This window comes from Gelidibacter salicanalis, assembly GCF_007997285.1.
Classification (GTDB): Bacteria; Bacteroidota; Bacteroidia; order Flavobacteriales; family Flavobacteriaceae; genus Gelidibacter; species Gelidibacter salicanalis.
Genome location: NZ_VORX01000003.1, coordinates 648508 through 664282, shown reverse-complemented (window position 1 = coordinate 664282; position 15775 = coordinate 648508). Strand labels below are relative to the sequence as shown.

General features: G+C 38.7%; 13 protein-coding genes. 4 read left to right on the top strand and 9 right to left on the bottom strand.

The window, feature by feature from the left end; translation table 11 throughout:
• Positions 1 to 95: 95 nt before the first annotated feature.
• The 4 genes from hppD to uvrC form a co-directional block, all read right to left on the bottom strand.
• On the bottom strand, positions 96 to 1256 hold the full coding sequence (gene hppD, locus ES711_RS09135; protein ID WP_146892795.1) for a 4-hydroxyphenylpyruvate dioxygenase: 1161 nt from the start codon (positions 1254 to 1256) through the stop codon (positions 96 to 98).
• 356 nt (positions 1257 to 1612) lie between these two features.
• Positions 1613 to 2767 (bottom strand): homogentisate 1,2-dioxygenase, encoded by a 1155-nt coding sequence (locus tag ES711_RS09125; protein ID WP_146892793.1) that lies wholly within the window; start codon positions 2765 to 2767, stop codon positions 1613 to 1615.
• Between the two features lie 379 nt (positions 2768 to 3146).
• Positions 3147 to 5387 (bottom strand): patatin-like phospholipase family protein, encoded by a 2241-nt coding sequence (locus ES711_RS09120; protein ID WP_317129862.1) that lies wholly within the window; start codon positions 5385 to 5387, stop codon positions 3147 to 3149.
• 54 nt (positions 5388 to 5441) lie between these two features.
• Positions 5442 to 7232 (bottom strand): excinuclease ABC subunit UvrC, encoded by a 1791-nt coding sequence (uvrC, locus tag ES711_RS09115; protein ID WP_146892791.1) that lies wholly within the window; start codon positions 7230 to 7232, stop codon positions 5442 to 5444.
• A gap of 276 nt (positions 7233 to 7508) precedes the next feature.
• On the opposite strand from uvrC, the gene ES711_RS09110 reads away from it, so the two are divergent.
• The 3 genes from ES711_RS09110 (at position 7509) to ES711_RS09100 (ending at position 9864) form a co-directional block, all read left to right on the top strand.
• Complete coding sequence (locus tag ES711_RS09110) at positions 7509 to 7940, top strand: ATP-dependent zinc protease family protein (RefSeq protein ID WP_146892789.1); 432 nt, start codon at positions 7509 to 7511, stop codon at positions 7938 to 7940.
• Between the two features lie 68 nt (positions 7941 to 8008).
• On the top strand, positions 8009 to 8881 hold the full coding sequence (rimK, locus tag ES711_RS09105; protein WP_146892788.1) for a 30S ribosomal protein S6--L-glutamate ligase: 873 nt from the start codon (positions 8009 to 8011) through the stop codon (positions 8879 to 8881).
• A gap of 8 nt (positions 8882 to 8889) precedes the next feature.
• Positions 8890 to 9864 carry a succinylglutamate desuccinylase/aspartoacylase family protein gene (locus tag ES711_RS09100; RefSeq protein ID WP_146892786.1) on the top strand — a complete coding sequence of 325 codons (975 nt, stop codon included), beginning with the start codon at positions 8890 to 8892 and terminating at the stop codon, positions 9862 to 9864.
• A gap of 6 nt (positions 9865 to 9870) precedes the next feature.
• Here ES711_RS09100 and ES711_RS09095 read toward each other — a convergent pair whose 3' ends face one another.
• Together ES711_RS09095 and ES711_RS09090 are read right to left on the bottom strand one after the other, a co-directional pair.
• Positions 9871 to 10095 carry a type II toxin-antitoxin system RelE/ParE family toxin gene (locus ES711_RS09095; protein WP_262713422.1) on the bottom strand — a complete coding sequence of 75 codons (225 nt, stop codon included), beginning with the start codon at positions 10093 to 10095 and terminating at the stop codon, positions 9871 to 9873.
• A 45-nt stretch (positions 10096 to 10140) separates the two neighbouring features.
• On the bottom strand, positions 10141 to 10368 hold the full coding sequence (locus tag ES711_RS09090; protein ID WP_146892782.1) for a hypothetical protein: 228 nt from the start codon (positions 10366 to 10368) through the stop codon (positions 10141 to 10143).
• Positions 10369 to 10444: 76 nt separating this feature from the next.
• On the opposite strand from ES711_RS09090, the gene ES711_RS09085 reads away from it, so the two are divergent.
• Positions 10445 to 11014, top strand: coding sequence for a 5-formyltetrahydrofolate cyclo-ligase (locus ES711_RS09085; RefSeq protein ID WP_146892780.1), 570 nt, complete (start codon positions 10445 to 10447; stop codon positions 11012 to 11014).
• Here the strand turns inward: ES711_RS09085 and ES711_RS09080 are convergent.
• The 3 genes from ES711_RS09080 to ileS form a co-directional block, all read right to left on the bottom strand.
• A complete protein-coding gene (locus ES711_RS09080; protein ID WP_146892778.1) occupies positions 11011 to 11655 on the bottom strand; it encodes a lipoprotein signal peptidase in 645 nt (214 codons plus the stop codon). The genes ES711_RS09085 and ES711_RS09080 overlap by 4 nt on opposite strands.
• 211 nt (positions 11656 to 11866) lie before the next feature.
• Positions 11867 to 12250 (bottom strand): TraR/DksA family transcriptional regulator, encoded by a 384-nt coding sequence (locus ES711_RS09075; RefSeq protein ID WP_146892776.1) that lies wholly within the window; start codon positions 12248 to 12250, stop codon positions 11867 to 11869.
• A gap of 4 nt (positions 12251 to 12254) precedes the next feature.
• A complete protein-coding gene (gene ileS, locus ES711_RS09070; RefSeq protein WP_146892775.1) occupies positions 12255 to 15722 on the bottom strand; it encodes an isoleucine--tRNA ligase in 3468 nt (1155 codons plus the stop codon).
• Between the last annotated feature and the right edge of the window lie 53 nt (positions 15723 to 15775).

The following is a 15775-nucleotide window of genomic DNA, read 5'->3' as shown; positions in this document are numbered from 1 at the left end:
TTAGCGTTCCAAAAGTATTAAAACAAAAAAACTCCGTCAAATTAATGCGGAGTTTTTAAACCGATTATAAAGTTAAATATTTGTTAGCGTTTTACTTAGAGTGTACCTCGTAACGCCTGCTCTCGTTCTATAGATTCAAAAAGCGCCTTAAAATTACCCGCACCAAAGCCTTTGGCGCCCATACGCTGTATAATTTCAAAAAATAAAGTTGGTCGATCTTCTACTGGTTTGGTAAAGATTTGCAACAAATAGCCTTCTTCATCCGCGTCAATCATGATGCCTAAGCTTTTTAACTTTTCAATGTCCTCACGCAATTCATGGCTATACGCTTCTAAGCGGCCAGGAACAGCATTGTAATAGGCTTCTGGCGGCGTCGATAAAAATTCGACACCTCGAGATCGTAATTTAGACACCGTGGTAATAATATCATCCGTGGCTACTGCAATATGCTGCACGCCTGGACTTTCATAAAAATCGAGGTACTCTTCAATCTGCGATCGTTTTTTACCTTCAGCGGGTTCATTGATTGGGAATTTGATACGGCCATTCCCGTTGCTCATGACCTTACTCATTAAGGCTGAATATTCGGTATGGATTTGCTTATCATCAAAAGAAAGGAAATTGACAAAGCCCATCACGTCTTCATACCATTTCACCCAAGTGTTCATTTCTCCCCAACCGACGTTACCGACCATATGGTCAATAAACTTCAAACCTACAGGCTCCGGGTTGTAATCAGATGTCCATGCTTTAAACCCTGGCATAAATGTGCCCTCATAATTTTTGCGCTCCACAAACATGTGGACGGTTTCGCCATAAGTGTAGATTCCCGCCCTCACCACTTCACCGTGTTCATCGGTCTCCACGGTAGGTTCCATATATGATTTTGCGCCGCGTTTGGTGGTTTCTTCATATGCACTACGCGCATCATCCACCCATAATGCTACCACCTTAACCCCATCTCCATGTTTGACAATATGGTCGTTAATTGGCGATTTGCTGTTTAACGGTGTAGTCAATACCAAACGGATTTTATCCTGTTTGAGCACATAACTCACCTCATCTCTCGATCCTGTTTCCAAACCTTTGTAGGCATAACTTTGAAAACCGAAGGCGGTTTTATAAAAATGTGCGGCTTGCTTCGCATTACCCACGTAAAATTCTACGTAATCAGTTCCCAAAAGCGGCAAAAAGTCTTGTGCCCCTTCAAAAATTTTTTCTAGCCCGTAGTCCACGGATTTTATGTCTTTACTCATTGTAGTTTTTTAGATGAAAGAACAGAGAACAGAGAATAGAGACTTTTAACTTCCCGAATTTCTGATACTTGCGCTTTCTATTTATTTTTTATCTTTTTTGTTTTTGATACAAGAAAAAAGAATAAAGAGAAGAGAATAGAGACTTGGATTCTCCTAATTCACAATGTCTTGGTCTTTTTATTTAATTTCCGAATTATTAATTTATATATAAAATTCCCTTCGAACACAGACTTACTCTCTTCTCTATTCTCTATTCTCTATTCTCTATTCTCTATTCTCTATTCTCTATTCTCTATTCTATGTTCTATGTAATATTCTCTTTGTACTTAATTCTCAATACTAGCTACTCTATACTCCTAAACCCAAGATTTAAAATAATCCTCATCCGCAATTTTTAACGCTTCTTCAGTGATCTGCAAAGGCTTAAACGTATCGACCATCACGGCTAATTCATCGGTTTTAGTTTTTCCTATACTACGTTCTACGGCACCTGGATGCGGCCCGTGCGGGATACCTGCGGGATGTAGTGAAATATGCCCCGCATCTACATCAATACGGCTCATAAAATCGCCATCCACATAATACAACACCTCATCACTGTCAATATTACTGTGGTTGTAAGGCGCTGGAATGCTCAACGGATGGTAATCATACAACCGTGGCACAAAGCTACAGACTACAAAAGCATCGGTTTCGAACGTTTGATGCACAGGAGGCGGTTGGTGGATGCGTCCCGTAATGGGTTCAAAATCGTGGATTGAGAAGGCATACGGATAATTGTACCCATCATAACCCACCACATCAAAAGGATGTGACGCATAGACCATTTCAAATATGTCATTCTGCTTTTTGACTTTAATGAGAAAGTCGCCAGTTTCATTATAGGTTTCCAATTCTTGAGGACGGCGCAAGTCACGTTCACAATACGGCGCATGTTCCAATAATTGTCCAAACCAGTTACGGTAACGTTTTGGAGTGTAGATTGGGCGGCGTGATTCTACAATGAACAAGCGGTTATCTTCCGTATCAAAATCCATTTTATAGATGATGCCTCTCGGTACGAGCAGATAATCGCCGTATTTAAAATCGAGATTTCCGAGATGTGTGCGTAGTTTTCCACTGCCTTTATGTACGAAAATCAATTCGTCAGCATCGGTATTTTTATAGAAATAATCTTCAGTGGACTGTTTTGGTGCTGCTAAAATGATACTACAGTCTGAATTGGTGAGCACCGTTTTACGGCTTTCCAAATAATCGTTTTCAGGCTTCACTTCAAACCCGCGGAAGCGATACGATTGAATGTGATTGGCCTTGGCAATTTTGGGCGCTACACTGTATTGCTTTCTGATTTCTTTAACTTGGGTTGGGCGTTGCTCATGATAGGAATTCGTGTACATGCCATCAAAGCCGATGGTGCCAAACAATTGTTCAGAATACAAGCTGCCATCCGGTTTTCGGAATTGCGTATGTCTTTTGGGAGGTATGTTCCCGAGTTTATGATAAAATGGCATTTTTTTGAGTTTAATGATCAATAATCACCCTGAAACTCCGTTGCTTACGGCAGGATATGAAACTCCATAAAGATACAATAATGCGCGCTTATTCTGGATTCCTTTTGATAAGGAATTGAAGATGCTCTAATAAACCGGTCCAGAAAAGTGTGGTCATGTTACAAATATAGAAAAAAGATACAGAGCACAATAGGTTCTATTTTTAACAACGCGATTTTTTTAAATCGTTATAGTTAAAGTGAGTTTCAACCTTAATGACATGACACTTGCCACACTGAGTGCAGTCAAATTACTATGTCACACTGAGCGCAGTCGAAGTGCTTCAAACTACCAACCTTACACTGTCACACTGAGCGCAGTCGAAGTGCTTAACAAAATGCTAAAACCAGAACCCTAAATTAAACAACCAAATGCTATTGCCAAGCTCCGGAGAATAGGTGTATTTCGCTTCAATTGGTCCTAAAAAAGTTTCCAAGCCGTAACCAACCGCATATCCGGTATAAGGTGAGGCCATCCAATCTCCCGACTCAAAAAGACCATACCCGATATTGGCAAAATTAGCCGCCAAAGTAATGTGGTTTTTATTGAACAGTTCATAATCGAGACTTAAAGTACCCTTAACAAAACTATCTCCCGTGAGTGCCACGTAGTCATACCCGTAGAAAGAAACGAAATTATTAATGAAATTATTCCCGTAACCTCCCAATGCAAAATCGAGAGATTGGGTGCTGGTATCACCAATTTTAAATCCGCCTTGGGTGAAAATGTTGGCAGAAAGTTTATCTGAAATCCCAAAAGCATAGCCTATGTCAGCCTTAGCTATAGAAAACTTGTTAAAATCGGCATTAAAGTGTGAGGCATGTAAATAGAGATGAAAATCGCCACTGAAATAGACCCCATTTTTTGGATAGTATTTATTGTCATATCGGTCCAACCTCAAGGTACTGAACACCGACAAATAATCGGTGTTTTCAAAAAACCGTTCTTTGTCTTGGATATTGGAAACCACTGTTTCCGATTTTATTTTCAAGCGTTTATGCTCGCCGCCCAAACTCAGCGCAAAATCCTTTCTAAACAAGGTTTGAATATAGAGTTGGTTAGTCTGATCTTGCAATTCGATATCAATCTTATTTATTCCTACTAAAGATTGCTCATAATCATTCAAAAACAACTTGGGATTTACATTTCGGTTAAATTGGTTAAACCGCGATCGGACCCCAACACTCCAATAGAAGCCTTTATCAATATAATATTCAAAATTATAGCGTACCTGATCGCCCAAAATCAAATCTAAAGACACCACATCATCATCTAAAAGCGCTCGTTTTTTAGTTAAATTTACTAATGCCGCACTTTTATAAAGGTCATCATAATGCAAACCAAATTTTAAGAAATTGGTAGTATTGCTTTCTTGAACCGTCGCCGATAAATTATATACACCTGCGGTTTTGGTCTCCTGAAACTCGTAATAAAAAGTGGTAAAGTTATTAGTGGCCACTAAGTTATTTACCCCTTCACTAAAATCATCATAGCTCACCTTAGTACCCTCAATGAGCTTTAATTTTCCTAAAATATACGCCCGAGTATACCGATTATTACCGTGTATTCCCACCTGGTCAATAGCAATGCTGTCAATAGCAGTGAGATTGATATCTACTTCTCTTTTCGTTTTATACTTTGGAAGTTTGCTTAAGGCATCCACTTCTAGCCGGGCAGCATTTTCCCCACTTTCGATAATCTTTTTGCCTTCACTAAAGGAAACCACGGTATATTTAGTAATATCTGGTTTGATATAGATATCCGTAACTTCAGCTTTTTTTATCATATCGCTAATGGTGCGGTAATTGTTGATTTGGAGTAAAATAGAAGGTGCGGTATTTAAATCGTCGCGGCTGGCCAGTCCATCTTGAACGTCTACCCCAATTATAATATCCATGCCTTTGGCTCTCAGCTCTTCAATTGGGTAATTATTAGTCACACCACCGTCAATGAGTACCTGGTCATTAATTATTACGGGCTGGAACAGAGACGGAAATGCGCCACTGGCCGTAACGGTTTGGGACAGATTGCCCTGTTCTAAAATTATGGCCTCTCCGGTCTCCATATTGGTAGCAACACAAAAGAACGGGATGGGCAGTTTTTCGAAATCAGGAATATCGGTAACGTGCAGGGTTAATTTAGAGAGGAGGTTAAATACATTTTGCCCTCTCGATAAAGCCGAAGGCAAGTTTAATTTAAAATTAGTAAACGGTAAGGTTACCGCATAACGTTCAGAATTATCGCGTTCATAAAATGTTTTTGCGGAGCGGGGCAGAAAGTCGCTAATAACATCATCAAAATTAACCGCTTTAAAAATTGAATCCAGTTGATTACCGGAATAGCCTGACGCATATAACGATCCTATGATGGCCCCCATACTGGTTCCGGCAATGTAATCCACCTTAATATTTAAGCTGTCAATTACTTTTAATACCCCAATATGCGCAAAACCTTTGGCACCACCACCACTTAAAACCAAACCAATTTTGGGTTCTTTTTGTGGTTCAGGAATCGTATTCTGAGCACTCATTAAAAAGCAAGAACATAAAAAAATTAAGATGATGGAAAATTTAGTTTTCAAGGTGTGTGTTTATAAGTTGTAGGCCTTTATGACCTACAACAATGGTGTATGGAGTTATTTTTTGTAATACTCAAGAATTTTTCTTGCTCTCGAGGCGCCAATAACGGGTTCTAGCGCTTCAAAGGTAGCGCTACTGATCCGTCTTACAGTTTTAAAATGTGTCATTAAATCTACAATAGATTGCTCTCCTATGCCTGGAATCAATTCCAGCTCTGTAGTTAAAGCGCCTTTACTTCTCCGGTTACGATGGTGCTCTATCCCAAACCTGTGGGCTTCGTTGCGCAACTGCTGAATAATTTTTAGAGTTTCACTTTTTTTATCTAAATATAATGGAATTGGGTCATCCGGATAAAATAATTCTTCCAAGCGCTTTGCAATTCCGATCATTGCAATTTTTCCTCTTAAATTTAGGAGGTCCAGACTTTTTAAGGCTGAAGACAACTGCCCTTTGCCACCGTCAATAATGACAAGCTGTGGTAGCGGCTGCTCTTCTTCCAACAGACGTTTGTAACGCCTATAGACCACTTCTTCCATAGAGGCAAAATCATCAGCGCCCACAACAGTTTTAATATTAAAGTGACGGTAATCTTTTTTACTGGGTTTGCCATTTTTAAAAACGACACACGCCGCCACCGGATTGGTGCCTTGGATGTTGGAGTTGTCAAAACATTCAATATGCCGAGGTTCTTCACTCAGGCGTAAATCAACCTTCATTTGCGCCATAATTCTGTTGGCATGGCGGTCTGGATCGATGATTTTATCCTGTTTAAAACGCTCCATCCTGTAGTATTTCGCATTGCGCTCAGACAAGTCTAAGATACGTTTTTTATCGCCCAACTTGGGCGTGCTGACCTTTATTTCTTCTCCCAAATCGACTTCAAACGGCACATACACCTCTCTACTGGTGCTGTGGAACCGTTGCCTAATTTCCGTAATAGCCAATTGCAGTAACTCTTCGTCGGACTCGTCCAATTTCTTTTTAATTTCCAAGGTATGGGATCTGATGATCGACCCGTAAGACAATTGTAAGAAATTCACATAACCATAACCCTCATCTGAAACAATAGAAAACACATCTACATTACTAATTTTAGGGTTGACGACGGTGGACTTGGCCTGATAATTTTCGAGAATATCAATTTTATCCTTGATGCGTTGCGCCTGCTCAAATTCCATAGCATCAGCATGAACCCGCATTTGCTGTTTAAATTGCGAGAGCGAATCTTTAAAATTACCTTTTAAGATTTCTCGAATTGCAGCGATGTTATCATGGTAATCCTGTTCTGATTGATAGCCTTCACAGGGCCCTTTACAATTGCCCAAATGGTATTCTAGACACACCTTAAATTTGCCAGAATCAATTTTATCTTGGGCCAAATCATAATTGCATGTACGCAACAAATACAAACCTTTAATTAAATCCAGCAAGGTTTTTACCGTTTTCATACTGGTATAGGGACCAAAATATTCAGAGCCATCCTTAAATACACGACGTGTAGAAAAAACTCGGGGAAACCGCTCTTTTTTGATGCAGATCCACGGATAGGATTTGTCATCTTTGAGCAGCACATTATAACGGGGTTGGTATTTTTTAATCAGATTATTCTCCAATAAGAGTGCATCCGTTTCAGTTTCGACCACAATATGTTTGATGGTAACAATCTTTTTGACCAATACTTTGGTCTTGCCATAATCGTGGTTTTTGGTGAAGTAAGAACTCACCCGCTTCTTTAAATCCTTTGCTTTACCTACATATAGAATCTTATCATTGGCATCAAAATATTGATACACTCCAGGTTCATTTGGTAAGGTTTGCAATTGAATTTCTAAAGTAGGTTTACTCATACTTCAAAGATACTACAACTTCAAAACATTTCCACCTCATGAATTTTAAGAATTTCATTTATAACATGAACTAAAGATCAAGAACACATTTCTTGAGCCTTTGGCCCCACCTATAGAGATGAAATATACCGATGATGAAACGGGATGCCCAAGATGATGTTAGTTTATCAACATGCGTTATGCATTTATAAAACTATTAATTATGAAAGCACTGCATTCAGAAACTATTATAAAAGGATGATTTTTTATTACCTTGCGAGCCAATACTGTTTAAACATGCCTAAAAAAATAATTGGTAGAGTCGATAAAGCCGATTTTCCAACACTCGATCTTTTTGATATTGATATAAAAATAGATACTGGTGCCTACACGTCATCCATCCATTGCCATAAGGTTTTAGTAGATGAGGACAGTGATGAATTGGTGTGTCTGTTTTATGATGAAGGCCACCCACATTATAATGGAAAAGAAATTAGGTTTAAGGACTATACGTTTGCCAAAGTGAAAAGCAGTAATGGGATTGTACAAAAGCGCTATAAAGTAAAAACTACTATGGTCATATTTAATAAAAAGTATAGTATTTCATTAACTTTGAGCACAAGAGAAGACATGAGGTATCCGATATTGATTGGTCGCAAATTTTTAACCAATAAATTTATCGTTGACGTTACTCAAAAAAATGTATCTTATAACAACAAATCAAAATAGGCGTTTTTGCGTCATCATTTAAAGCATCACCTAAACTTATACACTAATAATTAAAGCCATCAAGCTCAATGAACATTATCGTATTATCCAGAAACCCTCATTTATATTCCACACAACGCCTTGTCGAGGCCGCAAGACAACGCAAGCACACCTGTGAAGTTATCGATCCTTTAAAATGTGACATTATCATTGAAAAAAAGAATCCTGCCATTTTATATAAAGGGCGTGTGTTAGAAAACGTTGATGCTATTATTCCGCGGATTGGGTCTTCCGTTACATTTTACGGCACAGCCGTAGTGCGTCAATTTGAGATGATGAAAGTCTTTTCCGTGGTAGAATCGCAGGCATTGGTAAGGTCTCGGGATAAACTAAGAAGTTTACAAGTGCTGTCTCGCGCAGGATTGGGAATGCCAAAAACGGTCTTTTCAAATTACACGAAGGATGCGTCAGAGGTGATTGCTTCAGTAGGTGGAGCGCCCTTGGTTATTAAATTACTGGAAGGCACCCAAGGATTGGGCGTAGTATTGGCTGAAACCAATAACGCGGCGGAATCGGTTATTGAAGCGTTTCACGGATTACAAGCACGTGTCATCATTCAAGAGTTTATAAAAGAAGCCAAGGGTGCAGATATCAGGGCATTTATTGTGGATGGGAATATTGTAGGAGCCATGAAGCGCCAAGGTAAAGAAGGTGAATTCAGATCTAACTTACACCGTGGTGGAAGCGCTGAAATCATTTCACTAACTGATGAAGAAGAGAATGCAGCATTAAAGGCTGCCAAAGTTCTAGGCTTAGGGGTATGTGGTGTAGACATGTTACAATCGTCTCGTGGACCTTTAATTTTAGAGGTGAATTCCTCCCCTGGATTAGAAGGTATTGAAGCCGCCACTAAAAAAGATATCGCTAAAAGTATCATCAGATATATAGAAAGAAACGTTTAAACTCAATTATGCCGGAGGACAATCAACATACGATTACAATTTTAGGAGAGGATATTGCACTGGGAGAATCTCGAGAGATCAATTTCAACATTGCAAAACTGCATACTGCCACTAAAATTGAAATTCCAATCATTATTGAACGTTCCAAGACACCTGGACCTACAATTTTGTTTTCGGCAGGCATACACGGCGACGAAATAAATGGAGTGGATATTGTGAGGCAACTGATTGCCAGACGTATTAATCAACCAAAACGTGGTACCATTATCTGTATGCCCATCCTGAATATTTTTGGATTTTTAAACAGCAACCGTGCCTTTCCTGATGGTCGTGACCTGAACAGGGTGTTCCCAGGAAGCTCTAACGGATCGTTGGCAAGCAGGGTCGCGCATAGATTGATGCACGAGATTATTCCGGATGTCGATTTGATTATCGATTTCCATACCGGTGGTGCTAGCCGTTTTAATGCAGCCCAAATACGCATTGTAAGAAATCATCCTGAACTAGATGAGTTAGCACGAATTTTTGGGGCACCTTTTGTGTTATATTCCAATCATATCGCGAAATCTTTTAGAAATGCCTGTTTTCAAATGGGGAAACCCATTTTATTGTATGAAGGTGGCAAATCTTTCTTTGTAGACAACAACATTTCCAAAGTTGGGGTGGAAGGTGTCAAACGCATTTTGGCGCATTATGGGATGTTACACCATAGGATCAAAGCATCACCCCCTAAAATGTCTACTGTTTTTATAGAAGAAAGTAAATGGATCAGGGCAAAGCAATCGGGCATGTTCAAATCGGCCGTTTCAGTGAATGCTAAGGTTGAAATTGATGACGTGTTGGGGCAAATTACAGATCCGTACGGCAAGATTTACCACGAAGTCAAATCGAGCATTGCAGGCTATGTAATTAATGTCAATGAAGCGTCGTTAGTCTATCAAGGCGATGCACTTTTTCATGTCACTAAAGTAGTAAGTCATTAAGATATATTAAAGCTCATTTTGATGTTTTATAAAACCAAAAACCTCAATCACCTGTTTTTTGGGTTTAATTCTAAACACTATTGTATACCCATTAAAAATAAGATCCCTTTTATCAGGATCATCAAAATAGATTGATTTTTTATGCTGATAGGGCATCATAGAGATGGCCATTAGGTGTTTAATAACCACAGTTTTGAATTTTTTTGCGGCATGTGGCTTGTCTTTCGAAATGAATTCAACCTGTTGGATTTATTTTAAGAGAAGCTCTTTAAAATTTTACCTTGCATGTTTGGCTAGCGCTTTCTCCAACGAGTCATCAAGATCTTCCATCGTTATGTATTCTGCGGTGTCTGTTTCCAACTCATGCAATTGTTGATTGAGATACGTTATATCAGGATGCTCTTCATCATTAACAATCTGCAAATCCTTAGAGTCACATTTTTCGATTAGCGTCAAAAACGCATCGTAAAACTTCTTACTAATCTTAAGCTTGATTGTTTCCAAGCCATATCATTTTTATCAAAGTTGCAAAAGATTCGGACAGCATGTTTCATCAACTAAAAAATAGTAATTTTACACTATGGATAAAGCAACTTTGAGACGGCTCTATAAGCAAAAGCGAAAGGAATTATCGTTAGAAGCCCTTGATAATGGAAGTTTGGAAATCTCCAATCAATTACTCAAACTACCCATTTGGAACGCCAGTTATTATCATCTCTTTTTAAGTATAACTGAACATAAGGAGATCAATACAGATTACATTTTAAATATACTTTCAGGTAAGGATAAGCACATTGTCATCTCAAAAAGTAATTTTAAGGATGTGAGTATGTCTCATTATCTTTTATTGGATAATACGGTGATTCGGAAGAACAAATGGGGTATCCCAGAACCAGTTGATGGCATTGAAATTCCTGCGGATAAAATAGACATCGTATTTGTACCACTTTTAGCGTTTGACCAAAAAGGACATCGCGTTGGCTACGGAAAAGGGTTTTACGATACATTTTTATCAAAATGCAGACCGGAAACCATTAAGATTGGACTTTCGCTCTTTGAGGCTGAAGAAGAGATTGTAGGGGTTATTAAAAGTGATGTAGCGCTAGATTATTGCGTTACTCCACATCAGATTTATTCATTCGCCACCTAAACGCTTTTAGAGGTTTCCTCCAATTCTTCCTGATGGAAGGCTTTTTTATTAAACACAATCAACATCCCTATTCCTGAACTGATTGCCATATCTGCAACATTAAATACGGGTTCGAAAAAAGTGAAATAATCGCCTCCTATAATAGGAATCCATTGCGGTAAAAATCCTTGCCAAATAGGAAAATGAAGCATGTCTACTACCTTACCATGAAATAAAGTATCATAGCCTTGTTTGGGTATAAACGTAGCGACTTGGCTGTAGCTATCGTCAAACAAAATACCGTAAAAAACAGAATCAATAATGTTACCTAAGGCACCGGCAAAGATCAGGGCAATGGCTACAATTAATATGTTAGGGCTTTTTCTTCGTGCTGAAGTAACCAACCAATAGCCAATACCAATAACGGCCACAATCCGGAAGATTGTCAGAGCTAATTTCGCAGTTCGGTCTGAAATTCCGCTGATAAAATCGCTGAGTTTTGTACCCCAAGCCATACCATCATTCTCTACGAATAAAATTTGAAACCAACTGAACACCTCAATCCTGTCGTGCAAAGCAAAATGCGTTTTAATATAAAATTTACTAATTTGATCAATCAATAAAATGATGATAATTAATAGCGTGGCTTTTTTAAGGGTCATTATTATGAGTTGAATTAGGGCAAAAATAGAATTTAAAATAAGTAAACCTATAAAACTTAACAAAACAAAAACGTCCTGCGAATGCAAGACGTTTTAAATTATATTTTAAAGGAAGCTTCACTAGTGTTTCACTTTCTAAAGCGATAGAGCATTAACTGCGTTGCAACTTCGCTTTATCAGTGTAGAGGAGATTTCCAACTTGATGGAAATGCTACTGCTGCATATTTTTAGCTTCAATACTCAAAGTGGCATGAGGCACCAATTTTAGACGCTCTTTCCCAATCAATTTTCCTGTAACTCTACAGACTCCAAAGGTCTTGTTTTCTATACGTATGAGTGCATTTTTAAGATCGCGAATAAACTTCTCCTGACGGATTGCCAATTGCGAATTTGCTTCCTTACTCATGGTTTCACTACCCTCTTCAAACGCTTTGAAGGTTGGAGAAGTATCGTCTGTACCATTATTAAGGTCATTCATATACGCACTCTTAATCAAATCGAGATCATGAATTGCCTTTTGTATTTTCTCTTGGATTAACTCCTTAAATTCTGCTAAGTCTTTATCAGAATATCTTATGTTAGTATCATCAGCCATAATTTTAAAATTTTTGTATAAACAACTTGGTATTTACATCATCAAAAGCAACTTCTATACCATTATCTAAGTGTTCTAAAATTTCCAACTCTTCGGTTAAAGTTTCAGTTTTTATGTACTCTAAATTCTTGTTTATTGCGTTAATAATATGTTCGTCTTTTTGAAAGTGTACAACAATCCTATCAGTAAGCTCATAACCCGAATCCTTTCTTAAATTTTGAATACGGTTTACTAATTCTCTTGCAATACCTTCTTTTCTTAATTCATCTGTAATAGTTACGTCTAAAGCTACGGTAAGTGGTCCGGAACTTGCCACGAGCCAACCTTCGATATCTTGTGAGGTAATCTCTACATCTGAGAGCTCCAAAGTAATACTTTTTCCATTAACTTCTATATCTAAAGTACCGTTTTGCTCAATTGTATTAATATCAGTAGCGATAAAGTTACTAATTGCCTGAGCAACTGCTTTCATGTCTTTCCCGAAGCGGGGTCCCAGCACTTTAAAGTTAGGTTTAATCTGTTTTACTAGGATATCAGAAGCATCTTCCAACACCTCTATTTCTTTGACATTCACCTCAGATTTGATCAAATCAGCAACCGCCAAAATTTCGTTTTTCTGGGCATCGCTAGAAATTGGAATCATAATTTTTTGCAGAGGCTGACGCACTTTAATTTTCTCCTTAGCACGTAATGACAATACTAATGATGAAATGGTTTGTGCCGCTTCCATCTTGTGCTCCAATTCTTTGTCTACAAAACGTGCTTCATATACAGGGAAATCAGCCAAATGGACACTTTCAAACGCTTCTTTTTTGGTTACAGCATTTAAATCCAAATACAAGCGATCCATATAAAATGGCGCAATTGGCGCTCCCAACTTTGCAATGGTCACCATACAGGTATACAAGGTTTGGTAAGCAGAAATTTTATCTTGTTGATAATCGCCTTTCCAAAAACGTCTTCTGCTTAAACGCACATACCAGTTACTCAGATAATCTTGAGTAAAATCTGAAATGACCCGCGCCGCTTTTGTCGGTTCATAATCGGCGTAATAATCATCCACCTTTTGAATCAGTGTGTGCAACTCAGATAAAATCCAGCGGTCAATTTCAGGACGGTTCTCCAAAGGCATTTCTGCTTCAGAATAGTCAAAATTATCCAAGTTAGTATAGAGTGTAAAAAAGGAGTAGGTGTTATATAAGGTTCCGAAGAACTTGCGTTTCACTTCTTCAATGCCTTCAAGGTCAAATTTTAAATTGTCCCAGGGGTTGGCATTAGCAATCATGTACCAACGCGTCGCATCAGCACCATAAGTATCCAAAGTGGCAAAAGGATCCACAGCATTGCCTAAACGCTTGGACATTTTTTGTCCATTTTTATCTAAAACTAAACCATTTGACACTACATTTTTATAGGCTACAGAGTCAAAAACCATGGTTGCAATAGCGTGCAGGGTATAAAACCAACCACGTGTTTGATCCACACCTTCCGCAATAAAATCGGCTGGGTAGGCTTTATGATCATCAATTAATTCTTTATTTTCAAACGGATAATGCCATTGTGCGTAAGGCATAGCTCCGGAATCAAACCACACATCAATCAAATCAGCCTCACGTTGCATTGGCTTTCCTGATGGCGATACCAACACGATCTGATCGACAATATTTTTATGGAGATCAATTTTAGCGTAGTTTTCTTCTGAATTGTTGCCCACTTCAAAATCAGCAAATATATCTGCGGACATGTGTCCTTGCGCCACAGACTTTTGCATCTCAGCTTTCAATTCAGAAACTGATCCAATAAAAATTTCTTCCTTTCCATCTTCAGTTCTCCAAATTGGCAACGGAATTCCCCAATAGCGAGAACGTGAAAGATTCCAATCATTAGCGTTGGCCAACCAGTTACCGAAACGTCCGGTGCCTGTAGATTTTGGTTTCCAGTTAATGGTATCATTCAGTGCCACCATTTGATCTTTTACATCGGTAACTTTAATGAACCAAGAATCTAATGGATAGTACAAAATTGGTTTGTCAGTACGCCAACAATTTGGGTAACTATGTTTATATTTTTCAACCTTAAAGGCCTTGTTTTCATTTTTTAATTTAAGCGCTAAACGTTCATCAACACTTAAATATTCCTTCAGATTGGAAATGACAGATTTTAAACTCTCTTTTTGCTTTTCGTATTCTGAAACTAATTCGGCGTCATTCAAATATTCAGATTTCACATACTCACCCGCAAAACCGTATAAATCGTCTTTAATCTCTTTTCTAAATCGGCCTTGTAAGTCGACAAGCGGCACCAGATTACCATTGTCATCCTTCACTAAAAGTGGCGGAATTTCTGGGCTAGCTTGCTTAGCCACCAAAGCATCGTCTGCTCCAAAGGTTGGCGCAGTGTGCACAATTCCGGTACCATCTTCTGTCGTAACAAAATCACCGGAAATTATTCTAAATGCATTTTCAGGATTATCGTTAGGCAGGGCGTACGGCAATAATTGCTCATACGTAATGCCCACTAAATCTTTTCCTTTAAATTCCTTAACTACAAAATACGGGATTTTTTTATCGCCAGAAGTATATTCCAGCAATTCAGCTTTTGTCTCTACCCTATTAAATTTCCCATCAAATTGGTTGTTGACCAACGGTTTGGCCAAAACAACATTCATGGGCTCAAACGTATATTGGTTATAAGTCTCCACCAATACGTAGTCGATTTTTGGGCCTACGGTCAGTGCCGTATTACTCGGCAAGGTCCACGGGGTGGTCGTCCACGCTAAGAAATAAATAGTGCCTTCGTTTTGTAAAAAGTCGGGCAGTGAGGCCTCGTTAGCTTTAAATTGCGCAACAACAGTGGTATCTGTAACATCTTGATAAGTCCCTGGTTGGTTCAGCTCATGCGAACTTAAACCAGTTCCCGCTTTTGGCGAATACGGCTGAATGGTGTAGCCTTTATAAATGAGTTCTTTCTCATAAATTTGCTTCAACAACCACCAAACGCTCTCCATATATTTTGGCTCATAGGTAATGTACGGATTGTCCATATCTACCCAATAGCCCATTTTTTCAGTAAGGTCATTCCACACATCTGTATAACGCATCACGGCCTTGCGGCAGGCTGCATTATAATCTTCCACTGAAATGGTTTTACCGATATCTTCTTTGGTAATTCCAAGTTCCTTTTCAACACCAAGTTCTATAGGCAGTCCATGGGTATCCCACCCTGCTTTACGTTTCACCTGAAAACCTTTCATGGTTTTGTAGCGTGGAAAAATATCTTTTATGGCCCGCGCCAAAACGTGGTGCACCCCAGGCAAGCCGTTTGCTGAAGGTGGCCCTTCAAAAAACACGAATGGCGTGCTGCCTTCTCTGGTCGTGATACTTTTATCAAAAATGCTTTTATCCTTCCAATAATTACCGATTTCTTCAGCAACTTTTGGCAAGTCAAGTCCTTTGTATTCAGTGAATCTCATGATTTCATTAATTCTTATCGAAGTGCGAAATTAACGATTTTTGCTAAAATAGA